This is a genomic window from uncultured Arthrobacter sp. (assembly GCF_964021775.1).
Lineage (GTDB): Bacteria > Actinomycetota > Actinomycetes > Actinomycetales > Micrococcaceae > Arthrobacter.
This window is the reverse complement of record NZ_CAXHZI010000011.1, coordinates 79321-102490: the sequence shown is the minus strand read 5'-3', so window position 1 is coordinate 102490 and position 23170 is coordinate 79321. Positions and strand designations below refer to the sequence as shown.

General features: G+C 68.3%; 23 protein-coding genes and 1 pseudogene. 17 read left to right on the top strand and 7 right to left on the bottom strand.

Features of this window, described 5'->3' with window-relative positions:
- Positions 1-155: 155 nt before the first annotated feature.
- Positions 156-272, top strand: a pseudogene (locus tag ABIN76_RS11355) (SAM-dependent methyltransferase); the annotation flags it as partial.
- A gap of 8 nt (positions 273-280) precedes the next feature.
- Here ABIN76_RS11355 and ABIN76_RS11350 read toward each other — a convergent pair.
- Positions 281-730: a hypothetical protein gene (locus tag ABIN76_RS11350; RefSeq protein ID WP_346959809.1), complete on the bottom strand. Its 450-nt coding sequence runs from the start codon at positions 728-730 to the stop codon at positions 281-283.
- Positions 731-794: 64 nt separating this feature from the next.
- Positions 795-1220, bottom strand: a complete 426-nt coding sequence (locus tag ABIN76_RS11345; RefSeq protein WP_346959808.1) for a GNAT family N-acetyltransferase — start codon at positions 1218-1220, stop codon at positions 795-797.
- A 26-nt stretch (positions 1221-1246) separates the two neighbouring features.
- Between ABIN76_RS11345 and ABIN76_RS11340 the strand changes: the two genes are divergently transcribed.
- Positions 1247-1816 carry an adenylate kinase gene (locus ABIN76_RS11340; protein ID WP_346959807.1) on the top strand — a complete coding sequence of 190 codons (570 nt, stop codon included), beginning with the start codon at positions 1247-1249 and terminating at the stop codon, positions 1814-1816.
- 153 nt (positions 1817-1969) lie between these two features.
- Here ABIN76_RS11340 and ABIN76_RS11335 read toward each other — a convergent pair whose 3' ends face one another.
- Positions 1970-2797, bottom strand: coding sequence for a DUF937 domain-containing protein (locus ABIN76_RS11335; RefSeq protein WP_346959806.1), 828 nt, complete (start codon positions 2795-2797; stop codon positions 1970-1972).
- Between the two features lie 235 nt (positions 2798-3032).
- Between ABIN76_RS11335 and ABIN76_RS11330 the strand changes: the two genes are divergently transcribed.
- The 6 genes from ABIN76_RS11330 to ABIN76_RS11305 all read left to right on the top strand — a co-directional run bounded on the left by ABIN76_RS11330 (position 3033) and on the right by ABIN76_RS11305 (position 10604).
- Positions 3033-4034 carry a bifunctional riboflavin kinase/FAD synthetase gene (locus ABIN76_RS11330; RefSeq protein WP_346959805.1) on the top strand — a complete coding sequence of 334 codons (1002 nt, stop codon included), beginning with the start codon at positions 3033-3035 and terminating at the stop codon, positions 4032-4034.
- Between the two features lie 29 nt (positions 4035-4063).
- A complete protein-coding gene (gene kynA / locus ABIN76_RS11325; RefSeq protein WP_346959804.1) occupies positions 4064-4918 on the top strand; it encodes a tryptophan 2,3-dioxygenase in 855 nt (284 codons plus the stop codon).
- Complete coding sequence (kynU, locus tag ABIN76_RS11320) at positions 4915-6168, top strand: kynureninase (protein ID WP_346959803.1); 1254 nt, start codon at positions 4915-4917, stop codon at positions 6166-6168. Before kynA ends, kynU begins: the two co-directional genes overlap by 4 nt.
- A gap of 205 nt (positions 6169-6373) precedes the next feature.
- A complete protein-coding gene (gene rpsO / locus ABIN76_RS11315) occupies positions 6374-6643 on the top strand; it encodes a 30S ribosomal protein S15 (protein WP_138769772.1) in 270 nt (89 codons plus the stop codon).
- 245 nt (positions 6644-6888) lie between these two features.
- Entirely contained in the window at positions 6889-9138 is a 2250-nt protein-coding gene (locus tag ABIN76_RS11310) for a polyribonucleotide nucleotidyltransferase (RefSeq protein ID WP_346959819.1), read from the top strand.
- A gap of 122 nt (positions 9139-9260) precedes the next feature.
- Positions 9261-10604: a pitrilysin family protein gene (locus ABIN76_RS11305; protein WP_346959802.1), complete on the top strand. Its 1344-nt coding sequence runs from the start codon at positions 9261-9263 to the stop codon at positions 10602-10604.
- Positions 10605-10910: 306 nt separating this feature from the next.
- Here the strand turns inward: ABIN76_RS11305 and ABIN76_RS11300 are convergent, their stop codons facing one another.
- Positions 10911-11396, bottom strand: a complete 486-nt coding sequence (locus tag ABIN76_RS11300; RefSeq protein ID WP_346959801.1) for a DUF1579 domain-containing protein — start codon at positions 11394-11396, stop codon at positions 10911-10913.
- A gap of 485 nt (positions 11397-11881) precedes the next feature.
- On the opposite strand from ABIN76_RS11300, the gene ABIN76_RS11295 reads away from it, so the two are divergent.
- The 8 genes from ABIN76_RS11295 to ABIN76_RS11260 all read left to right on the top strand — a co-directional run bounded on the left by ABIN76_RS11295 (position 11882) and on the right by ABIN76_RS11260 (position 19986).
- Entirely contained in the window at positions 11882-13084 is a 1203-nt protein-coding gene (locus ABIN76_RS11295) for a substrate-binding domain-containing protein (protein ID WP_346959800.1), read from the top strand.
- Between the two features lie 62 nt (positions 13085-13146).
- Positions 13147-13911 (top strand): ABC transporter ATP-binding protein, encoded by a 765-nt coding sequence (locus tag ABIN76_RS11290; protein WP_346959799.1) that lies wholly within the window; start codon positions 13147-13149, stop codon positions 13909-13911.
- Complete coding sequence (locus ABIN76_RS11285) at positions 13908-14693, top strand: ABC transporter ATP-binding protein (RefSeq protein WP_346959798.1); 786 nt, start codon at positions 13908-13910, stop codon at positions 14691-14693. The genes ABIN76_RS11290 and ABIN76_RS11285 overlap by 4 nt, the downstream gene beginning before the upstream one ends.
- Positions 14690-15565: a branched-chain amino acid ABC transporter permease gene (locus ABIN76_RS11280; RefSeq protein WP_346959797.1), complete on the top strand. Its 876-nt coding sequence runs from the start codon at positions 14690-14692 to the stop codon at positions 15563-15565. Before ABIN76_RS11285 ends, ABIN76_RS11280 begins: the two co-directional genes overlap by 4 nt.
- Positions 15562-16806, top strand: a complete 1245-nt coding sequence (locus ABIN76_RS11275) for a branched-chain amino acid ABC transporter permease (protein ID WP_346959796.1) — start codon at positions 15562-15564, stop codon at positions 16804-16806. Before ABIN76_RS11280 ends, ABIN76_RS11275 begins: the two co-directional genes overlap by 4 nt.
- Positions 16803-18410 carry an AMP-binding protein gene (locus ABIN76_RS11270; RefSeq protein ID WP_346959795.1) on the top strand — a complete coding sequence of 536 codons (1608 nt, stop codon included), beginning with the start codon at positions 16803-16805 and terminating at the stop codon, positions 18408-18410. Before ABIN76_RS11275 ends, ABIN76_RS11270 begins: the two co-directional genes overlap by 4 nt.
- Complete coding sequence (locus tag ABIN76_RS11265) at positions 18407-19084, top strand: TetR/AcrR family transcriptional regulator (protein WP_346959794.1); 678 nt, start codon at positions 18407-18409, stop codon at positions 19082-19084. Before ABIN76_RS11270 ends, ABIN76_RS11265 begins: the two co-directional genes overlap by 4 nt.
- Positions 19081-19986: an alpha/beta hydrolase gene (locus ABIN76_RS11260; protein ID WP_346959793.1), complete on the top strand. Its 906-nt coding sequence runs from the start codon at positions 19081-19083 to the stop codon at positions 19984-19986. Before ABIN76_RS11265 ends, ABIN76_RS11260 begins: the two co-directional genes overlap by 4 nt.
- A gap of 51 nt (positions 19987-20037) precedes the next feature.
- On the opposite strand, the gene ABIN76_RS11255 is transcribed toward ABIN76_RS11260, so the two are convergent.
- The gene (locus ABIN76_RS11255) at positions 20038-20319 is read right to left on the bottom strand and encodes a hypothetical protein (protein ID WP_346959818.1); all 282 of its coding nucleotides are present in this window, start codon (positions 20317-20319) and stop codon (positions 20038-20040) included.
- Positions 20320-20489: 170 nt separating this feature from the next.
- Here ABIN76_RS11255 and ABIN76_RS11250 point away from each other — a divergent pair, with 170 nt between their 5' ends.
- Positions 20490-21623, top strand: coding sequence for a LuxR family transcriptional regulator (locus tag ABIN76_RS11250; RefSeq protein ID WP_346959792.1), 1134 nt, complete (start codon positions 20490-20492; stop codon positions 21621-21623).
- Between the two features lie 18 nt (positions 21624-21641).
- Here the strand turns inward: ABIN76_RS11250 and ABIN76_RS11245 are convergent, their stop codons facing one another.
- Positions 21642-21908 carry a MoaD/ThiS family protein gene (locus ABIN76_RS11245; protein WP_346959791.1) on the bottom strand — a complete coding sequence of 89 codons (267 nt, stop codon included), beginning with the start codon at positions 21906-21908 and terminating at the stop codon, positions 21642-21644.
- Positions 21909-21915: 7 nt separating this feature from the next.
- Positions 21916-23052: a GTP 3',8-cyclase MoaA gene (moaA, locus tag ABIN76_RS11240; protein WP_346959790.1), complete on the bottom strand. Its 1137-nt coding sequence runs from the start codon at positions 23050-23052 to the stop codon at positions 21916-21918.
- Positions 23053-23170 lie beyond the last annotated feature (118 nt).

Here is a 23170-nt window from a genome sequence, read left to right as displayed (position 1 = left end):
ACCTCGACCCCCACCAAACACCCCGAAGAAACCACTACTTCAGATGCTGAACCACGCACCCTAACGACCGGAATCCGCACGGTCACGAGGGGGCGTCGTCCAGGAGCTCCGCGACCAGTCACGACCACGGCGCCGTCAGGATTGCTGGGTTCCATCTGATGGCGCGGCTGGCCGGACTTGAGCTGGAATCCAGGTGGTCGGACTGGGACGGCAGCGAATTCACCGGCGAATCGCGCAGCCACGTGTCGGTGTACCGGCTTACTGCACCCTGAAGCACCGATCACCCGGTCTTGAACGGAAGCGGTGTGCCCGCCGGGAACGGGACGGCGCCCTGCTCCGGGGTCATCGTGAACCACTGGCCGTTCTGTTCCGTCACGAAAAAAAGCAGCCTGTCCCCGGCGTCCAGGGGGTCGCCGTCGGGGTAAGTCTTTCCGCACGTAACGGGCATGGCCGCGATCCGGACGGTACCTTGGGCAACACTGCCCTTGAGCACCTTCTCTACTTCCACCACGTGGACGTTGGCCTGATAACCGTAGATTCGGACGTCGCCGTCCCGCTGCAGTGGCTTGCCGACCAGAACCGCGCCGGCGTGGTCGAAACGCTGCTGCATCGTCTCGAAGCGGACCCAGTCGACGCAGACGTCCGTGCGGGTGACCGGCACGAGCCAGCAACCGCAGAGCAGCACTCCCGAGAGGACGACGATGATCGCTGCCCCCGCCATTCTGCGCATGCTCAGACCATAACCGCCGTCGGGCAACAAGGTCTACGGGAAGCCGCCGCCGGGCCGGCGCACGTCAACGGAACAGCGCGAAAACCCGCAGGGGCCCGGAGCTGAAGTCCGCGCCCTCCGTGAAACCGAGGGCCTCGTAGAAGGCGCGCTGGCCCGGTTCGTCGTCGGTGAGCAGGACGGTCTGCCGGACGTGCCCGTAGCGGGCCTGCACGGCTGTCACCAGCTGCCGTCCCACCCCGTTTCCCTGGAACTCCGGAGCCACGAGGATGTCCTGCAGATAACAGATCGTCGCGTCGTCCGAGACGGCCCGGGCAAGGCCAACAAGTTCACCGCCGGCACCGCGTGCGGTGACCACGAACGACGAGTTATGGATGGCCCGCACCAGCAGTTCGGGGTCCCGGGTGTAGGCGGCCCACCCGACCGATTCGTATAGGGCCAGGACCTCGCTGTCGGACACCTCGGCATTGGCAGTGACAGGGATCTGGGGCATTGGACCAGTGTGGCATGCTGATGTTCGTGCATCCCCGAAACCCAATTGCCGCTCCGTCGCGGGTCCTCTTCTACGGTGTCACCGGAAGCGGCAAGTCCTCGGCGGCCCGCGCCTACGCGGACCGGGCCGGACTGCCCGAGTTCTCTGCCGACGACGACATCGGCTGGCTTCCGGGCTGGCGCCAGCCGGACACGGCCAAGCAGCGAGAGCTCGCAGCGCGCATCGCCGGCCAGGACCAGTGGGTCCTCGACAGTGCCTACGGAGTCTGGCGTGACCTGGTTGTCCCGCGCGCGGACCTGATCGTGGGCCTGGACTATCCGCGGTGGCTTTCACTGCTCCGGTTGGTCCGGCGCTCACTTCGCCGGATCATCGCGCGGGAAGAAGTCTGCAACGGAAACCGGGAAACTCTCGGCCGCCTCCTCGCGCCCGATTCAATCATCGGCTGGCACTTCCGCTCGTTCAGCCGCAAACGGCGGGTCATGCGGGAACTGGAGAGCTCCCCGGGCACCGCGGAGGTCATCATCTTCCAACACCCCCGCGAACTCGAGGCGTGGCTCCAGAGCCTCCCGGAAGGGGACCCGCAACCGGCCCGGTAGGGCCGCCGCGCACCTCCAGACGAGGCCGGCCCGCGTCAGCGGATTGGCGCACCCCGCCGGTCGACGGCGGACGGCCCGGCGTCGTCAAAGGCCCGACGCCGGGTCCGGCAAGGGCCCTGCCCGGTACGGGCCGCCCCCGCGGGTACGCGGACGCTATTTCTTCCCGAACAGTCCGCCCAGCAGGCCGCCGAGGCCGCCGTCGTTCTTCCGGGTGTCGCCCTGCGTGTCCTGCGGCGCGTCTTCCTGCTGTCCGGGGAGGTCGATGTCGATCAGCTCGCCCGGGCGGGGTTCGTTGCCGGACGGCTGGCCCTGCGGGACAGCCTGGGGCTGCAGTTCGGGCTCGGCGGCGTTGTTCGGGCCGCCGGCGTCGGGGGCTACTGCCTCATTGGCCGTGCGCTGCTGCCCGCCGCCCAGGATGCCGCCGAGGATGTCGCCCAGGCCGCCGCCGGCGCCGCCCGCACCGCCAAGAATTCCGCCCAGGATGCCGCCCAGGTCGATGCCCCCGGCACCGGCACCGGAGTCCTGGCCGCCGCCGGCGCCGCCCCCAAGGGCGCCGCCGCCCGCCTGGCCGCGTCCGCCCAGGACCTTGTTGGCGAGGTAGGACATAACGATCGGTGCGAGCAGGGGGAGGAGCTTGCGGACCAGGTCCCCGCCCACTCCGCCCAGCTGCGCGGTGCCCGCCAGCTGGTTCGCGACCTGGTCCTGCCGGCCGCCGAACACATGGTTCACGATCTTTTCGCCGTCGGCAGTATCTACCCGCGCGGCATCCACACCGCCGTCGACCAGCCCGTCGTGGTGCTGGCTCAGGGCGGATTCCAGCGAGGCCGCGCCCTCCGGAGCCTGTGCGTTGCTGTGCAGCCCGGCGAGGAGTGTGGGCACGGCGGCCTCCAGTGCTGTCTGGGCGGTCTGCCGGTCGGTCCCGAGCATGTCGGCGATCTGGTCTACCGGGATCTGCCCGAGGATGTCCTGAAGCTCAGTCATGGCGTTCTCCTTCAGCCGCGGGACGCGCCGCGTGCATTGATGGCGGCGGCGGCCGCTTGGCCGTCGCCGAACTGGTGCCCTTGCATCGTAGCCCGGGCCCGGGAGGGCGGAAAGGCGGCCGCCGACGCCGCGGGTGCCGTCCGGGAACCGGGGCGATTGCGGGTAATCTTAGAGAGTTCCGGAGCCGGCCCAACCCTCCGGAGAAGTTCATGGCAGGCAGCAAAAGGCGAGGTAGATGGTCCACATCTGGAACGATCCGTCCGAAGTCCCCGCGGACTTCGGCCCCTCCGTGGTGACGTTCGGCAACTTCGACGGCGTGCACCGCGGCCACCAGCAGGTGCTCTCGCAGCTCATCCGCACCGCCCGCCTGAACCACGCCCGCGCTGTCGCCATCACCTTTGACCCGCACCCGGCGCAGGTGCACCGCCCCGAATCCGCCCCCGAGCTCATCATGGGCTTGGAGGACAAGCTCGTTGCCCTCGGCGAGGTGGGCCTGGATGCCGTCCTGGTGATGAAGTATTCGCTGGAATTGGCCAGCCTCACGCCCGAGGAATTTGTTTCCTCCGTGCTCGTCGACGCGCTCAAGGCCAGCCATGTGGTCATCGGCCACGATGCCCGCTTCGGCCGCGGGAACTCCGGAGACCTGGACACCATGAAGGAGCTGGGGGAGAAGCTCGGCTTCGAGGTCCAGGTCATCAGCGAGTTTGGTTCCGAGGGCTATCCGGTGCACCGCAGCGATGACGCAGACGACGGCGGCGCCGGGGACCGGCGCTGCTCCTCGACCTGGGTTCGCGAAGCCCTGCGGGAGGGCGACGTCGCCACCGCCGCCGCCGTCCTGGGCCGGCCGCACCGGATGCGCGGAGAGGTGGTTCACGGGGCCGCCCGCGGCCGCGATCTCGGTTTCCCCACGGCCAATCTCTCCTCCGACGCCAGCGGCTACATTCCCGCGGACGGCATCTACGCCGGCTGGCTCGTAGACCAGGCCGGCACGCGCTGGCCGGCCGCCATCTCCGTCGGCTCCAACCCGACCTTCGACGGCGTCAGCCGGCAGGTCGAAGCGCACGTAATCGACCGCCCGGAGGAGGCGGTCGAAGACTTCGATCTGTACGGCCAGACAGTCGTGGTCGAATTCGTGGCCCGGTTGCGCGGTATGGTCGCGTACCGTGGCCCTGAAGCGCTGGTTGAGCAGATGCGACTGGACGTCGTCCAGGCGCATGACATCCTGTTCGCCGGTTAGCGCGCCCCGTTCGGCATGGAAGGCCAGTAGTGACGATTGAGAAGAACACGCGGGAGTTGGACAAGGATATTGTCCGCGACTTCAGCTCCCGGATGAGCTACGCCTCGTACCTGCAGTTGCCGACCCTGCTCAGCGCCCAGCAGCCGGTCAGCGAGCCGGAGCACCACGACGAGATGCTGTTCATCATCCAGCACCAGACCACGGAACTCTGGCTCAAGCTCGTGCTGCACGAACTCCGCAGCGCCGCGGCCTGGCTCCGTACCGACGACCTCGGATCCGCCCTTAAGGCCATCGCCCGGGTCAAGCACATCCAGAAGACCTTGACCGAGCAGTGGTCCGTACTGGCCACCCTGACGCCCACCGAGTACTCCCAGTTCCGCGGCTTCCTCGGCAACTCCTCAGGCTTCCAGTCCAGCCAATACCGCGCGGTGGAATTTCTGCTCGGCAACAAGAACCGCAAGATGCTCCCGGTGTTCGAGTCGGACCCCGAAGCCCACGGCATGCTGTTGGAACTGCTCGAATCCCCGAGCATCTACGACGACTTCCTCGCCTACCTCAAGCGCCAGGGTTTCGACGTGCCGGACTCGGTACTCAACCGGGATGTGAGCCGGGCCCACGAGTTCTGCCCGGAGCTGGTCCCGGTCTTCAAGCACATCTACGAAAACGCGGCCAGCAACTGGGGCGCCTACGAGGCCTGCGAGGAACTCGTGGACCTGGAGGATAACTTCCAGCTCTGGCGCTTCCGGCACCTGCGGACCGTGCAGCGCACCATCGGCATGAAGGCCGGCACCGGTGGCTCCAGCGGCGCCGCCTTCCTGCAAAAAGCGCTCGAACTGACCTTCTTCCCCGAACTGTTCGCCGTCCGCACGGAGATCGGGCAGTGAGCGTCGAACCGGCCGGCCAGGCCGCCGACGCCCTGTGGCAGCGGGCCCTCGACCTCGACGCCGCGGACCCCCTCGCCTCCTACCGCGGCCACTTCGTCGGCACCGACACGGACCTGTCCTACCTCGACGGCAATTCGCTGGGCCGGCCGCTGAAGCGCACCGTCACGGACATCAGCAGCTTCATCCAGGACAGCTGGGGCGGGCGCCTGATCCGCGGCTGGGACGAGGAATGGCTGGAACTCCCGCAGGCCATCGGGGAACAGTTGGGCCGCGCCGTGCTCGGCGCCGCCCCGGGCCAGACCATCATCGCGGACTCCACCACCGTGGTGCTCTACAAGTTGATCCGCGCCGCCCTGGCCGCCGTCACGGACCCGGAACGCACCGAGATCGTGCTGGATACCGACAACTTCCCGACCGACCGCTACCTCGTCGAGGGCATCGCCCGCGAAGAGGGCCTCACGCTGCGCTGGATCGAGGCCGACCCGGCCTCCGGCGTCACCGTGGAACAGGTGCGCGCCGCCACCGGCCCGGCCACCGCCGTCGTGGTCCTGAGCCAGATTGCCTACCGCTCCGGTTTCCTCGCGGACCTGCCCGCTATCACCGCCGCCGTGCACGACGCCGGCGCCCTGGTGGTGTGGGACCTGTGCCACTCTGCCGGTTCGGTGGAAATCGGCCTGGACGCTGCCGGCGTCGACTTCGCCGCCGGCTGCACCTACAAATACCTGAACGGGGGACCGGGCTCACCCGCGTTCGCCTACGTCAACACCCGGCACCTGCCCGGCCTGCAGCAGCCGATCTGGGGCTGGATGGGGCGCAAGGACGCCTTCGAAATGGGGCCAGGCTACGAGCCGGCGCCCGGCATCCGCGGGTTCCTCAGCGGCACCCCCGCCGTCTTCGGCATGCTCGCCATGCGCGGCACCCTGGACCTGCTGGAGGAAGTAGGGATGGCCGCCGTCCGGGAGAAGTCCCGCCTGCTGACCGCGTTCGCCGTCGAACTCCATGACGCCTGGCTGGAACCGGCCGGGGTGCTGCTGGCAACGCCGCGCGACCCGGAGCGGCGCGGCAGCCACATCACGGTGGACCACCCGGCGTTCCGCGAAATGACGGCGGCCCTGTGGGAGCAGGACGTGATCCCGGACTTCCGGGCGCCGCAGGGCATCCGGATCGGCCTGTCGCCGCTGAGCACCTCGTTCGCCGAGCTGCACCGGGGCGTCGCGGCGATCCGCGGGCTGCTGGCCGACGCCGGATAAGCGGGCGGCGCGCCAGCCACCGCTCCGGGCGGTTTAGACAACTTCGGCGGCGTGCCAGTAAACTAAACGTTGGATCCGGCTGCAGTCCGTGGCGGCTGGCTCTTGTTGTGTAGGAATCCCGTCCCGAGGGGATAAGGATTCCGGCGCGGCACCCCCGGCAGTGAATTACTGTTTCGGGCCTCACGGCACATCTCTAGGAGTTATCGTGGCACTTGAAGCCGCTGTAAAGCAGTCCATCATGAAGGATTTCGCAACGTCCGAGGGCGACACCGGTTCGCCGGAGGTCCAGGTTGCAGTCCTGACCCAGCGGATCAAGGATCTGACTGAGCACATGAAGGAACACAAGCACGATTACCACACCCAGCGCGGTCTGCTGGCCATGGTTGGTCGTCGCAAGCGTATGCTCACCTACCTCAAGAACACTGACATCAACCGCTACCGTGCGCTCATCGAGCGCCTCGGCCTGCGCCGCTAGTCAGCTCTAAGGGGCGGCCCCTTCCATCGGGAAGGGGCCGCCTTCTTCAAAAAAACTCAACAGGAGGATCAACCGCATCACGCATTCGCGGTCCTCGGTAGTGATCTCCGGGAACGGCCACAAGGAACTGTGGCTTTAGCCCGTGGATCTCGATCGATGACCGGGTGCAGTGCAGGCCAGTAGACAGATGCTGGACTGGGTTGATGCGGCTGGACTCCGTAAATCAAGAAACGGAGGTGACTCTCTTGGAGGGTCCCGAAATCCAGTTCTCAGAAGCCGTCATTGACAATGGCCGCTTCGGCAAGCGGGTTATCCGCTTTGAAACCGGCCGCCTTGCCAAGCAGGCAGCCGGCGCAGCCATGGTCTACATCGATGAAGAGACCGCGCTGCTGTCCGCAACCACCGCCGGCAAGCACCCGCGCGAAGGTTTTGATTTCTTCCCGCTGACCGTCGACGTCGAAGAGCGCATGTACGCCGCGGGCCGCATCCCGGGCTCATTCTTCCGCCGCGAAGGCCGCCCCTCGACGGAAGCCATCCTGGCCTGCCGCCTGATGGACCGCCCGCTGCGCCCCGCGTTCGTGAAGGGCCTCCGCAACGAGGTCCAGATCGTCGTCACCGTGCTGTCCATCAACCCGGACGAACTGTACGACGTCGTCGCGATCAACGCGTCCTCGATGTCCACCCAGCTCTCCGGCCTGCCCTTCTCCGGCCCGATCGGCGGCGTCCGCGTTGCCCTCGTCGCCGACGAGAACGGCTCGCAGTGGGTTGCATTCCCGAAGCACTCCCAGCTGGAGAACGCCGTCTTCAACATGGTTGTGGCCGGCCGTATCGCCGGTGACGACGTCGCCATCATGATGGTTGAAGCCGAAGCCACGGACAACTCCTGGAACCTGATCAAGGAACAGGGCGCCACCGCCCCGACCGAAGAGATCGTTTCCGAGGGGCTCGAGGCTGCCAAGCCGTTCATCAAGGCCCTTTGCGAAGCGCAGTCCGACCTGGCAGCCCGCGCCGCCAAGCCGACCGTCGAGTTCCCGGTCTTCCTGGATTACCAGGACGACGTCTACGCCGGTGTGGAGTCCGCTGCCGCCGAGAAGCTGGCCGCTGTCTTCCAGATCGCCGACAAGCAGGAGCGGGACACCGCCTCCGACGAGCTCAAGGACGAGGTCATCTCCTCCCTGGCCGGCCAGTTCGAAGGCCGCGAGAAGGAGCTGTCCGCAGCCTTCCGCTCCGTCACCAAGCAGGTCGTGCGCCAGCGCATCCTCAAGGACCAGATCCGCATCGACGGCCGTGGCCTGACGGACATCCGCCAGCTCACCGCCGAGGTTGAGGTTCTGCCCCGCGTCCACGGCTCGGCCATCTTCGAACGCGGCGAGACCCAGATCATGGGTGTCACCACGCTGAACATGCTCAAGATGGAACAGCAGATCGACTCGCTGTCTCCGGTGACGCGCAAGCGCTACATGCACAACTACAACTTCCCGCCGTACTCCACCGGCGAGACGGGCCGCGTCGGTTCCCCCAAGCGCCGCGAAATCGGCCACGGCGCCCTCGCAGAACGCGCCATCATGCCGGTGCTGCCGTCCCGCGAGGAATTCCCCTACGCCATCCGCCAGGTGTCTGAGGCACTCAGCTCCAACGGTTCGACGTCGATGGGTTCCGTCTGCGCCTCCACGCTGTCCCTGCTGAACGCAGGCGTGCCGCTGAAGGCCGCCGTCGCCGGTATCGCCATGGGCCTGGTCTCCGACCAGGTTGACGGCCAGACCCGCTACGCCGCGCTGACCGACATCCTCGGCGCCGAAGATGCCTTCGGCGACATGGACTTCAAGGTTGCCGGTACCTCCGAGTTCGTCACGGCCATCCAGCTGGACACGAAGCTCGACGGTATCCCGGCCTCGGTCCTGGCTGCCGCCCTGAAGCAGGCCCGCGAAGCCCGCCTGCACATCCTGGACGTGCTGAACTCCGCGATCGACACCCCGGACGAGCTCTCCGAGTTCGCGCCGCGCGTCATCGCGGTCAAGATCCCGGTAGACAAGATCGGCGAGGTCATCGGCCCGAAGGGCAAGATGATCAACCAGATCCAGGAAGACACCGGAGCCGACATCTCGATCGAGGACGACGGAACCGTCTACATCGGCGCCACGAACGGCCCGTCTGCCGACGCAGCACGGTCCGCGATCAACGCCATTGCCAACCCGCAGGTGCCGGAAATCGGCGAGCGCTACCTGGGCACGGTCGTCAAGACCACGACCTTCGGCGCCTTCGTTTCCCTGACCCCGGGCAAGGACGGTCTGCTGCACATCTCCGAGCTGCGCAAGATCGCCGGCGGCAAGCGCGTGGACAACGTCGAGGACGTCGTTGCCGTAGGCCAGAAGATCCAGGTGGAAATCACCAAGATCGACGACCGCGGCAAGCTCTCCCTCTCGCCCGTCGTGGCCGACGAGGAAGGGTCTGCGGACGCTGCCAACACTGAGGTCTCCGTGGAGTCCGCAGAGTAGTCTTTCCTGACTCGCGCAGCGGGGCCGGTGGATTCGTCCACCGGCCCCGCTGCCGTTAAAGGCAGGTAGGATTGCAGGCAGATTTGGCACGTTTCCCGTGACGGTTTTATTGAAAGGCCTTAATGACTGTCGTCCCCCTGCCGCTTGAGCAGAACCAGCACGCTGACACCCTCATCCACGGCGCCGACGGCGGCTCGCAGGTGCGGCGCTCGGTGCTGCCCGGCGGTGTCCGGGTGCTGACCGAGGCGATGCCGGGGCAGCGCTCCGCGACCATCGGCTTCTGGGTCGGCGTTGGCTCGCGTGACGAGGCCCCGGGGCAGCACGGCTCCACCCACTTCCTGGAGCACCTGCTGTTCAAGGGCACCAAGCGGCGCACCGCGCTGGAAATCGCGTCCGCCTTTGATGAGGTGGGCGGTGAGTCGAACGCCGCCACCGCCAAGGAGAGTACCTGCTACTTCGCCCGGGTGCTGGACACGGACCTGCCGATGGCGATCGACGTCATTGCGGACATGATCACCGGCGCCGTGCTGGACCCGCAGGAGATGGAGCAGGAGCGCGACGTCATCCTCGAGGAAATCGCCATGGACAGCGATGACCCCACCGATGTCGCCCACGAACACTTTGTTGCCGCCGTGCTGGGCACGCACCCGCTGGGCCGCCCGATCGGCGGCACGCCGGATGCCATCCGCGCCGTCGCCCGGGATTCGGTCTGGGACCATTACCGCCGCTACTACCGCCCGGACGAGCTCGTCATCACCGCCGCCGGGGGACTGGACCACGACGTCGTCTGCGAGCTTGTCGTGGGTGCCCTGCACTCCGCCGGCTGGGAGCTGGAGCACGACGCCGCCCCGGTGCAGCGCCGCTCCACCGAGCGGGCCGCCATCACTGGCACCGCCGGGCTGCACGTAGTCAAGCGTCCGGTGGAACAGGCCAACATCATCATGGGCTGCCCGTCCCTGGTGGCCACCGATGACCGCCGCTTCGTCATGAGTGTGCTGAACGCCGTCCTGGGCGGGGGCATGTCCTCCCGGCTGTTCCAGGAGGTCCGCGAGAAGCGCGGCCTGGTGTACTCGACCTACTCCTTCGCTTCCTCCTATGCCGATGCCGGCTACTTCGGCATGTACGCCGGCTGCACGCCGTCGAAGGTCCGGCAGGTCCTGGACCTCCTGGGCGCCGAACTGGACAAACTGGCCGAGGGCGGCATTTCCGAGGAGGAACTGCGCAAGGCCGTCGGCCAGCTCAGCGGCGGCATCGTCCTGGCGCTCGAGGACACCGGCTCGCGGATGTCCCGGCTGGGCCGCGCCGAGCTGGTGTCCGGCGAATACCAGGACATCGATGAGACGCTGCGGCAGATCAAAGCCGTCACCGCGGCCGAGGTCCAGGAGCTGGCGCGCGAACTTGCGGCCGCCCCGCGGACCGTCACCGTGGTAGGCCCGTTCGAGGAAACCGAGACGTTCGGCCTCTGATCCGGATCCTCCCTCAGATCCGGCGTGGAAACCGCCGACCCTCCCTCACATCCGGCGTGGAAACCGCCGACCCTCCCTCACATCCGGTGTGGAAACCGCCGGTCCTCCCTCAGATCCGGTGTGTAGACCGCCGACCCTCCTTCAGATCCGGTGTGTAGACCGCCGACCCTCCTTCAGATCCGGCGTGGAAACCGCCGGCCCTCCCTCAGATCTGGTGTGGAATCCGCCGGTCCTCCCTCAGATTCGGCGTGGAAACCGCCGACCCTCCCTCAGATCTGGTGTGTAAACCGCCGGTCCTCCCTCACATCAGGTGGGGACGGGCGCGGGCTCGGGGACACGGCGGCACACGGTGGTCATGAAAGGGCTGAACTCGCTCGCGCCCCCAAGCCGCAGCCCGGCGGCGTGGGTCAGTTGGCCGTCTTGAACCCGTAGGGTGTGCCGGGCGGTACCGCGGTCGCTGCGCCGTTCGATGGTCAGGGTGCCGTCGTGCCAGTTGGCCCGGGCGGGCGCCTCCGGGGGCAAGCCCATGCTGTTGACGTGGTACCAGAGAGTGTCGGGATGGTCCGGGTCCATGGTGAAGACGCCGACGCTCTCCGTCTTGGCACCGTCGGCGTCGGTGTGGCGGTAGCGCATGGTCACCGCCAAACCGGCTGCGGCGCGGGCGAAAGCGACCTCGGCCGCGGCGGAACGGGCCGGGCCCCACGCGGTGGCTTCCCATTGGGTGGTACCGCTCCATTGCCCCAGAAATGACTCAAGGGCCTCGTTTGCGCTGCCTGGCAGCGGTCGATCCATGCTTCCTCCGAGTGGGATTCCCTCCGTCTGGCCCCGCCACCATCATCACGCTGTGTCCCGCGGCTGTAAAGGATGGGTCCCGGGTGGATCTGAGGGAGGGTTGGATGTTTGCGCGCCGGTTCTGAGGGAGGGCTGGTTGGAGTCGCTCTGAATCTGAGGGAGGGTTGGATGTTTGCGCGCCGGTTCTGAGGGAGGGTTGGATGTTTGCGCGCCGGTTCTGAGGGAGGGTTGGATGTTTGCGCGCCGGTTCGGAGGGAGGGTTGGATGTTTGCGCGCCGCTTCGGAGGGAGGGTCGCAGACAAACGCAGCGCCGGAAAGTTGCCGTTTCGTTACCGTGCGGGCGCGGAATCCCGTTGACACCGTGTGAGCTGCACCATAGATTTGCCGTAATCTGAATCACCTTTCAGGTTCAGCTGCAATCCCTTGTCAGACCTCCTGCCGGATCTCCTGCCCGGATTCCGCGGATTCTCAACGAAAGGCATCCCGTGAAGGATACAAAGAAGTTCCTGATGGCCGCCGTGATGGCCACCGGGCTCGCCCTCAGCGCCTGCGCCCCCACCGCCGGGTCGGCCGCACCGGCGGGCTCCGGCGGTGCCGGCAAAGCCGCCGAGCCCGTCAACGTCGGCATCATCTATTCCAAGACCGGGCCCCTCGCGGCCTACGGCGCCACCTACTACGAGGGCCTCCAGGCCGGCATTGACTACGCCACCGGCGGCACCGGCGAAATCAACGGCGCCAAGATCAACCTGACCTACGCGGACGACGCCGGCGACCCGGACAAAGCCGTCACCGCCGCCAAGGACATGATCGGCAAGGGCTACAAGATTATTGGCGGCACGGCGTCGTCGGGTATCGCCGTGAAGCTTGCGGAGCAGGCGCAGCAGAACAAGGTGCTGTACATTTCCGGGGCAGCGGCCACCGACGCGATCCAGGGCGTTAACAAGTACACTTTCCGTTCCGGCCGGCAAAGCCTGCAGGACGTCGCCACCGCCGGCACCTTCATCGACACCAAGGGCAAGAAGGTCGTCGTCTTCGCACAGGACAACGCGTTCGGGCAAGGCAACGTCGCCGCCGTCAAGGCTGTCCTGGGAGCCAAGGGCGCCACCGTGGACTCCGTGCTGGTCCCGGAAAACCAGGAACTGACCCCGTTTGCGCGTCAGCTGCTCGACACCAAGCCGGATATGGTTTTCGTGGCCTGGGCCGGGGCAACCACGGGCAGCATGTGGCAGGCGCTCAGCCAGCAGGGAGTGTTTGACGCCGCCCCCGTCGTGACCGGGCTCGGTGACGCGTCCAGCTTCGGCGCCTACGGCCCGGCGAGCTCCAAGATGAGCTTCCTCAGCCACTACTTCCCGGGTGCCTCAGGCACCGAGGTGGAAAAGAAGATGATCTCCTCCGTCGAGAAGGCCGGCCACAAGGCCGATCTGTTCACCCCGGACGGCTTTGTCCTCGGCCAGCTGATCGCCCAGGCAATCAAGGAAGGCGGCGGGACGGACCCTGACGCGATGGTCAAGGCCCTTGAAGGCTTCAGCTTCGATGGCCCCAAGGGCAAGCAAACCGTCCGCGCTTCGGACCACGCCCTGATCCAGGACATGTACCAGGCCAAGCTGCTCCAGAAGGGTGATGCCTGGGCTCCCGAGCTCGTCAAGGTGATTCCCGGGGACACCGTCGCCCCGCCGGAAAAGAAGTAGCCGCCAGGCGCTTCGGCGCCCGGCACGCTACCCGGACCAGCGAGCTAGAACAAAGGAACCGTATGACAACCCCAGCTCTGCCCGCCCTCGCGGTGGATGGCCTTGGACTGCAGATTGGCGGTGCGCGCATCCTTCAGGATGTGAGCTTCGCCGTCGGCGCCGGCGAAATGATCGGCGTCATCGGCCCCAACGGGGCCGGCAAGACCACCTTGTTCAACCTGATCTCCGGCGTGATGCGGCCCACCGCGGGCAGCATCACCCTGAACGGCAGGGAGATCACGGCCGCGCCCATCCACCGGCGGGCGAAGGCAGGGCTGGGACGGACTTTCCAGACCTCCAACTTGTTTCCCCGGCTCAGCGTGCTGGAGAACGTCCGGCTCGCCGCCCAGGCGAAACTCGGAGGCAGCTTCAGCGTTCTGCGCTTTCCGTCTGCCTCGGACGAAGCCACCCAGACCGCACGGGGCACCATCGCGGAGGTCGGCCTCACCGGTAAACTCACGACGGCCGCGGGGGACCTCTCGCATGGCGAGAAGCGCAAGGTGGAGATCGCCGTGCTGCTGGCGACGGATCCCGCCGTCGTACTGCTCGACGAGCCGATGGCCGGGGTGGCGTCGGGGGACGTCCCGTCCCTCACTTCGATCATCCGCAGCATGCACCGGGACCGCGGCTGCACCGTCCTGATGGTGGAGCACCACATGGACGTCGTCCTGGGCTTGGTCGACCGGGTAGCCGTGATGCACCACGGCAGCCTGCTGGCCCTGGACAGCCCGGACGCCGTGATGGCCGATCCCACCGTGCAAAGCGCCTACCTCGGAGAACCTGTATGAGCACCGCAGCGGACAACCGCGCCACCGAAGCCCGTCCCATCCTGCGGGTCGAGGGCCTTAACGCCAGGATAGCCGGGCAGCAGGTGGTGGAGGATGTGTCCTTCACCGTCCCCGCAACCGGAATCACCGCACTGCTGGGCCGCAACGGCGTCGGGAAGACCAGCACCATCAAGGCCATCATCGGCCTGATCGACCGCGCGGGAATTGTCGAACTGGCCGGCGAACGGATCGAGAAGGAAGCCACCTTCAAGATCATCCAGCGCGGTGTTGGTTACGTCCCGGAGGACCGTGAGGTCTTTTCCGGGCTGACTGTCGCGGAGAACCTCAGGCTTGCCGAACGCGATGCCGCCCCGCGCAGGCAACTGGTGGACGAACTTTTCCCGGACCTGCTGGCGCGCTCGGGCCAGATGGCCGGAACGCTGTCCGGCGGCCAGCAGCAGATGGTCTCGCTGGCACGGGCCCTGTTGAACACCAACAAGATCCTCCTGGTCGACGAGCCGACCAAGGGCCTCGCGCCCAAGATCGTCGGTGAAGTGGCGGAAACCCTGGCCGAAGCGGCCAAGACTGTCCCCATTTTGCTGGTCGAGCAGAACCTGCACGTCGTCCGCCAGCTTGCAGAGGGCGCCGTCGTACTCTCCGGCGGGCGCGTGGTCCACACCGGCCGTGCCCTCGATTTCCTCGATGACGCCGGCCTGATCCAACGGCATCTGGGTGTCTCCAGCGACGCCGCTTCCCATGGAGAGCCCGCCGCGGAACCAGCCCAGAAAGGCGCTGCCCTGTGAGCACCCTCGTCCTGCTGCTGTTCACCGGCCTCGGCCTGGGCGCACTGTACTTCCTCGTGGCCGCCGGGCTATCCCTGATCTACGGGCTGATGGGGGTGCTGAACTTCGCGCACGGTGCCTTCCTGACCCTGGGTGCCTTCACCGGCTGGGAGATGGCCCGCCGCGCCGGCTCTGACAACTGGGGAGTCTTCCTGCTCTCACTCGTCATTGGGGCCGCTGCCGGCGCCGCCTTTGCCGCGTTCACCGAATTCGTCCTGATCCGCCGGCTCTACCAGCGCCACATCGAACAGGTGCTCGTCACGCTGGGCCTTTCCCTCGCCGCCGTCGCGCTGTTCGACGGGACGTGGGGAACCGACCCGGTGTACATCCAGGGCCCGGCGTGGTTCAAGGAGACTACCGACATCCTCGGTGCCCGGGTTCCGAACGACCGCTTCGTCTGCATCATCGCCGCCCTGTTGGTGCTGCTGGCGCTGGTGTTCTTCCTCAAGAAGACCCGCTACGGCATGATCATCCGCGCCGGCGTGGAAAACCGGTCCATGGTCACCGCCCTCGGCATCGACGTCCGCAAGGCCTTCACCCTCGTCTTCACCATCGGCGGGGCGGCGGCCGGCCTCGGCGGCGTTCTCGCCTCGCACTACTTCGGCTACGTCTCACCGATGCTCGGCGGCTCGCTGCTGATCTTCGCCTTCATCGTCACGGTAATCGGCGGGCTCGGCTCGCTGACCGGAGCGGCCATCGCCGCCGTCGCGGTCGCCGTCCTGCAGCAGTTCGCGAACTTCTACCTCGGCGGCACCGGCGATTTCGTCGTCGTGCTTGCACTGGCGCTCGTGCTGCTGTTTCGTCCCACCGGCCTGCTTGGGAGAACCGCATGAGCACCGAAACCGACACCTCCAACACCGACGGCACCAACGCCGACACCAACACAGCACAGCCGGCGGCCGACGGCGGCGCAGCCCGCCGGAGCAGGAAAGCTGGCGTCGGGGGAGGACCCGGCGCCGCTCCCGGCGGAGCGCGCCGCCGTCCGGCGCGCCGCACTCTCGCGGCGTGGGCCGCGGGCGCGGCAGGGGTCCTGCTCCTGGTCCTGCTTCCGCTGCTGAATATCTCGCTGCCGGGCGTGCTGCCTGGCCCCAGCTACACGCCCGGGTCCCTGCAGCTGCTGGCCATGTCTATGCTGATGGCGGCCGCGGCCCTGACCTACCACCTGCTCCTCGGTGTTGCCGGGCTGCTGTCCTTCGGGCATGCGCTCTACTTCGGTGCCGGCGTCTACGGGCTGGCGATCATTCTGCAGAACCTCGACATCCCGCTGCTGCCGGCGATGGGCCTGACCCTGCTGATCGTGATCGTGCTGGCCCACGTGGTGGGCAGCATCAGCCTGCGCGTCAGCGGCATCCCCTTCGCCATGGTCACGCTCGCGTTCGCCCAGGCCGGGTCCGTGATCGTGGGCCGTAACCCCGACGGCAGGACCGGCGGCGACGAGGGTATGACGCTGCGCACCGACAACCTGCCGGACTTCCTGGTCGGCGTGGTCAACACCCGCAACCTGTACTGGCTGGCACTGGCCGTGCTGGTAGCCGTATTCGTCATCGTCACCTGGGTGCAGTCCTCGCGGGCCGGGCACGCTGCGGCCGCCGTGCGCGAAAACGAACTGCGCGTCCGGGTCCTGGGCCTGCAGCCCTACCTCGTCAAGCTGCTGATCTTTGTTCTCTCCGCGATCCTGGTTTCCGTGATCGGGATGGTCTTCCTGCTGCTGCAGAGCGGAGCCGTGCCGCGGGCCATCTCCTCGGACCTCACTATCATGCTGCTGGTGATGGTGGTCCTGGGCGGGGTGGGCTCGCGCTGGGGCGCTGTGGTCGGCGGCGTGTTTTACACCATCCTCGACCAGCGGCTTACGACACTGGCCAACTCCGAGGCCGTGAAGTCCCTGCCGGACATCCTGCGGGTACCGTTGTCAGAACCGTTGTTCATCCTCGGCACGCTCTTCATCCTGGTGGTGCTCTTCCTGCCCGGCGGCCTCGCCGGGACCGCAGAGCGGCTGGCACACCGCCGCCGGGGCGCCCGTGCCGGCAGCGGCGGTAACGAGACGCCCCAAGACATCCTGGAGGACGCCGCATGAGCAACCCGACCGGCCCCAACCGGGCCGATGGCCTGCACACCCTGGGCCGCTGGACCACCGACCGCAGCCTGACCACCCCGCACCGGGTCGCCATCGACGACCGCGGCTGCACCCTGCTCTACAGCGAGCTGGAACGCCGCGCCTCCGCCCTGGCCGACGGGTTCCGTGCCGCGGGCTACGGGATCGGGGACCGGATCGCCAGCCTGACCGGCAACAGCTCGGACCACGTGGTGGCGTTCTTCGCCTGCGCCAAGGCCGGGCTGGTCCTGGTGCCGCTGTCCTGGCGGCTCTCGCCCAAGGAGCTCGCGGCCCAGCTGGAGCTCGCCGAGCCGCAGCTGCTGCTGGTGGAAGGCGACCTCGACGCCCTTGCGGCCGCGGCGTGCGCCCTGCTGCCGCACCGGCCGCGGACCGCCGCCCTCGGCCCCGGCGGCGTCGAAAAGTCGGTACCGCCGCCCACGCACGTGCGCCCGGCGGCGCCCACCGACGCCGGCACACCCCGCCGGGAAGTGCGCGACGACGATGCCCTGCTGATGATTTTCACCTCCGGCACCGAGGGCGCCAGCAAAGCCGCCGTCCTGACCCACGCCAACTGCTTCTGGAACAACCTCTCGCTCTCGCGCACCCTGGACATGGGCAGCAACGACGTGGTGCTGGCCGTGCTGCCGCAGTTCCACGTGGGCGGCTGGAACATCCAGCCGCTGCTGGCCTGGTGGGTGGGGGCCACCGTGGTCCTGGAGCGCGGTTTCGATCCGGGCCGCGTCCTGCAGCTCATCGCCGAGCGCGGCGTGACCATGCTGATGGGCGTCCCCACCCAGTACCTGATGCTGGCCGAACACCCCGATTTTGCCCACGCCGAACTCGGCAGCCTGCGCCACGCCGTCGTCGGCGGAGCGCCGATGCCGGCGCCCCTGCTGCGGATCTGGCACCGCCGGGGAGTCGCGCTGAGCCAGGGGTACGGCCTGACCGAGGCCTCACCGAACGTGCTGTGCCTGCCGAACGAGGACGCCGAACGGATGGTGGGCTATTCCGGCAAGCCCTACCCGCACGTCGCCGTCGCGGTGGCGGACCCCGTCACCGGTGAAATCCTCGACGGCGCCGCCAGCGGCGAACTGCTGGTCTGCGGCCCGGGCGTGTTTGCCGGCTACTTCCGCGACCCGGCCGCCACGGCGGCCGTCCTCGCCGGCGGCTGGCTGCGCACCGGCGACCTCGTGGAGCGCGACGCCGACGGGTACATCAAGGTGGTGGACCGGCTCAAGGACATTTACATCTCCGGCGGCGAAAACGTGGCACCGGCCGAGGTTGAGGCCGCGCTGCTGGCCCATCCCGCGGTGGCGCAGGCCGCCGTCGTCGGGGTGGAGGACGCTCGCTGGGGCGAAAGCGGACTGGCCTTCGTGGTGGTCCGTCCCGGCATGGCCACCGACGAACAGGAGCTGCTGGAGCACTGCGCCTCCCAGCTGGCCCGCTTCAAGGTCCCGGCCCGGGTCGAAATGGTCGCGGCGCTGCCCCGCACGGCACTGAACAAGGTGCTTCGCGCCAAGCTGCGCCAGGAACTGGCCGCGCGGCCAGCCCCGGCAGGTGCCCCCGCGGCAGGGGGCCGGGCATGAGCGCCGCACCGCGCACCGCCCGGGGAACACGCACCCGGGCCAAACTGCTCGAGGCCGCGGAGTCGGTCTTCGCCTCGGCGGGCTACCACGAGGCCTCGATCGTCAAAATCACCGAAGCGGCCGGTGTTGGCCTCGGCACCTTCTACCTGTACTTCGACGGCAAGCAGGCCATCTTCGACGAAGTGGTTGAGGACCTGAACCGGCGCGTCCGGCACGCCATGACCGACGCCGCCCGGAGCGCCGGCACCCGGCTCGAGGCGGAACGGGCCGGCTTCCGGGCCTTCTTCCGCTTCACCGCCGAGCACCCGGCCCTGTACCGGATTATCCGACAGGCCGAGTTCGTCTCGCCCGGCGCCCTGCGCCTGCACTACACCCGGGTCGTCAACGGCTACATCGAAGGCCTGAAGGCGGCCCAGCTCAGCGGCGAGGTCCGGGCAATGGACCCCACCGTGGCGGCCTGGGCCCTGATGGGCATCGGCGAGCTGATCGGCATGCGCTGGGTCCTCTGGGACGAGGAAGGCGCCGAACCCGCCGCCGGAGCCCGGCCCGACGTGCCCGAAGAAGTCTTTGAGGAAATGATGCAGTTCATCGAACGGGCGCTTGCGCCCGCCCCCGGATCCGCCCCGGCAACCACCGCGAACCCCACCCCGCCCCAGGAAGGGACAGCCCCATGACCCAGACAGCCAGCAAGGACACGTACCGCACCGCCGAAGTGGAGGTCCGTGGCGGCACGCTGCACACCGCGATCTGGGGCCCGGACGACCCCGGCGCCCCGACCATCCTGGCCGTCCACGGGGTCACCGCCTCGCACAAGGCCTGGCCGTACCTGGCCGAGGCGCTGCCGGATGTCCGGATCATCGCCCCGGACCTGCGCGGCCGAGGCCGCAGCAACAACCTGCCTGCCCCGTACGGGATGCCCTCGCATGCGGAGGATCTCGCGGCCGTACTGGCGGAGCTGGCCCCGGGGCCCGTCGTCGTGGTGGGACACTCGATGGGCGGCTTCGCTTCGGTCGTCCTGGCGAACCTGTTCCCGGAGCGCGTCCGCTCGCTGGTGCTGGTGGACGGCGGACTGCCGCTCCAGGTCCCGGAGGGAATCTCCGACGAGCAGCTCATCTCCTCGGTGCTCGGCCCGGCCGCCGAGCGGCTCAACGCCACGTTCCCCAGCCGTGAGGTGTACCGCTCCTTCTGGCGGCAGCACCCGGCGTTCAGCGGTGACTGGGGACCGCTCGTGGAGGCCTACGTGGACTATGACCTGACCGGCGAGGAGCCTGAATTGCGGCCCGCCACGCGGTACCAGGCCATGGCCGAGGACACCGCCGAGCTGCACCGCGGTGCTTCGCTGCTGAAAGCGCTGGACGAGCTCGCCGTGGACACCGTGGTCCTCCGGGCGCCGCGAGGGCTGCTTAACGAGCCGTCCGCCCTCTACGCGCCCGGCTACCTGGACGACTGGGCCGCGAAACTCCCGTCCCTGCGGGTCCGTGAGGTGCCGGACGTGAACCACTACACGATCGTGATGGGTGAGGCCGGTGCCGGCGCCGTGGCCGACAGTGTGCGGGAGGCCCTGGCAGGCAGTTGAGGGAGGGCCGCGCTCAGCCCGGACGTCACTGACGCCGGGCGGCACGGCGCCTCAGCCGGCGGACGCGAGGATCCGGGTTGTCGGAGCGCCCTGGAGTGCGGGGGCCGCAGCGGGCGAATTCCAAACGTTTGCCCGAAGCTTTGCCAGCAGGGCTTCCGCCTGGGCCTGCTGCTCGAAGTCGAGTTCCACCACTACGTAGTGCGGATCGTCCACCGGTCGGCTGATGCGGTGCGCGGTAACCCCCGACGCCGCACGGTTGACGGGGTCACGGTCGAACGCTGTCTTCCACAGGTCGAAATCCCTGATCTTGTGCTCAATCTGCAAGGTGTACATCACGAGCCCTCCTTACGTCTCTTATGTGGCTGCGCGATGTTCCACGGTAGGGCGGCGGGGCGGCCCGCGGTATCCCAGATATCTGGGAGGGCGGCCCGCCCCGGGACGGGTCCGGAGCGCCCGTGAGCCGGTCGATTCAGAAGGCCATGCCCAAGGTACATACTGATGTCATGACCACCAGCTGGGCGCTGAGCCGGAGTCTGGAACGCATCGGGAACCTCTGCCGCGACGTGCTGGATGACCATGAGCTGCGCCGGGGATTACTGGCTGAACTCGGAAGGATGGTGCCCTTCAGCGCTTATGCCTGGCCGTTGACAGACCCGGAATCGGCCACCGGTATCTCGCCGATGGCCAGGATTCCCTGTCCGGAGGAGCTGCCTGAACTGATCCGGCTTAAGTACCTGACGGCGGATGCCCGCTGGACCTCCCTGATGGGCCAGCGCCGGCCGGCGACGACCCTGCTGGTGGCCACCGGCGGGCAGCCGGCGCGGAGCCGGCTCTGGAACGGGCTGCTGAGCCGCTACGGGGTGACGGACGTGCTGTCCGTGGTCTTCGCCGATAAACACGGGTGCTGGGGCTGGCTCGACGTGTGGCGTGGCGGAGACGAAGGCACATTTTCCGAACCGGAGACCGATTTCCTGGCCACGGCGGCCCCGCTGGTGGCAGCCGGCCTGCGGCGGAGCCGGGCGGCACAATGGCGGCAGGGTGTCGACGTCGGTGCCGCGGTCCGGGCGGGCGGCGGCAAGTCCTTGCCGCCGCAGGCCGTGCTGGTCCTCGACGAGCGGCTCGCCGTGACGGGCCAGACCGCATCGGCCGCCGACTGGCTGGGGCTGCTGCAGCGCGGGCCCCGGCCCTACGAAGGGATCCCCGCTGAGGTCCTGAATGTCGCCGCCCAACTCCTCGCGGAGGAAGCCGGAGTGGACGCCCACCCGGCGATGTCCCGAGTGCCGGTGGGGCGCGGTGGCTGGGCTCTTTTGCGCTCCACCCGGATGGACCCCGGGACGGGGGCAACGCCTTCGCTCGCGGTGACCATCCAGGACTGCCCGGCGGCGGACCGGCTGGAAGCGTTCGCGCGCTGCTTTGCGCTGACGCCGCAGCAGCACCGGCTGCTGGGGCTCTCCGCCGGCGGCCTCAGCACCTCTGAGCTGGCAGCTGCCCTGCGGATCCGCCCCTACACCGTGCAGGACTTATTCAAGGCACTCTTCGTGGCCTGCGGTGTGCGGAGCCGGGCTGCGCTGCTGGGCCTGGCCCTTGGAGCCGCGGCCGTGTCGGCTCCGGCCGCCGCAGCATCTGACGGACAGTGAGGACCAGGTGAGGTGTGGCTAGCCGCCGGCAAACGGCGGCAGCACGTCGACGACGTCGTCCGGACCCAGCACCGGCGACGAGTTCCGCACCGCCACCTCGTTGAGCAGGAAGCTGGAGCGGGACAGGATGCGGGCCAGCGGCGGGGTGCCGGCCGGCGGCTCGGGGCGTTCGACGGCGAGAATCGCCTCCAGCAGCTCGGCGAGCCTGGCGCCGTCGGGCAGCTCGAACTTTTCCTCGTCCATACCGGCGGCAACGCGCGCGGCAGCGAAGTAACGTACGTTCACGGGTGGTTCAGCCTCCGATGGCGCTCATGCTGCGGTCCGGCTGGACGAAGTCCGGGGCGTCCAGTCCGACGTGGTCCATGCCGTGCGCCTTGGGCTTAAGCCACATGGCGTCCTGCCAGCGCTCGGCGAGTTGTTCGTCGGTGGCACCGCCGCGCAGCAGCCCCAGCAGGTCCGTCTCCTCGCGCGAGAAGAGGCAGCTCATGATCTTGCCTTCCGCGGTGATCCGGGTGCGGCGGCAGTCCGCGCAGAACGGTTCGGTGACCGAGGCGATGATTCCCACGGTGCCCAGCACGGGGCCGGTAGCCTGGTCCGTGCCCGGCGCCCGGGTGCGGACTTCGAATCGCTCGGCCGGCGCACCGTCGCGCTCCCGCGGATCGGCGCTGAGCACGTAGTCGACGGAGAGCAGGTCCCGGATTTCCGCGGCCGTAATCATGTTCCGGCGGGTCCAGCCGTGGTCGGCGTCGAGCGGCATCTGTTCGATGAAGCGCAATTCGTAGCCGCGGTCCAGGGCCCAGGCCAGCAGCGAGGGGGACTCGGCGTCGTTGATGCCGCGCATCAGCACCGCATTCAGCTTCACGGGCCCCAGTCCGGCGGCCCAGGCGGCGTCCACGCCGGCGAGGACGCGGTCCAGGAACGGGCGCCGGGTCAGCTTGGTGAAGGTTTCCTCGTGCAGCGAATCCAGCGAGACGTTGATCCGGGTGAGGCCGGCGGCCTTCAGGCCGGCCGCCTTTTTATCCAGGCCGACGGCGTTGGTCGTCATCGAGATCGGCAGGTCCGGGTGGGCCTGGCGGAGGGCGGAGATGATGTCCAGCAGGTCGGCCCGCACCAGCGGTTCGCCGCCGGTGAGCCGGAGTTCGCGGACACCCAGTTGTTCGACGCCGATCCGGACGATCCGTACGATTTCCTCCGCGGACATGACGGCCTGCTTGGCCAGCCACTCGAGGCCTTCGGCCGGCATGCAGTAGGTGCAGCGCAGGTTGCACTTGTCGGTCAGGGAGAGCCGCATGTCGGTGGCCCGGCGGCCGTAGCGGTCCACCAGCCCGGCAGGCATTCCGGCCGGGCGTCCGGCCGGCTGCGGCGCCGGGACGCCCGCGCCGGGGCCGCTTTCCGCGCGGGGCTGGGGCATGCCAAGCTGAACACTCATAATGTCAGGCTACGCCACTGCGGGCCGGGCATCACGCCCCGGCGAGAACGAACTGGCGCCAACGAACTTATGCTGGAGGCGTGAACACGTCTCCGGCCGCTCCGGCAGAGGCTACCGG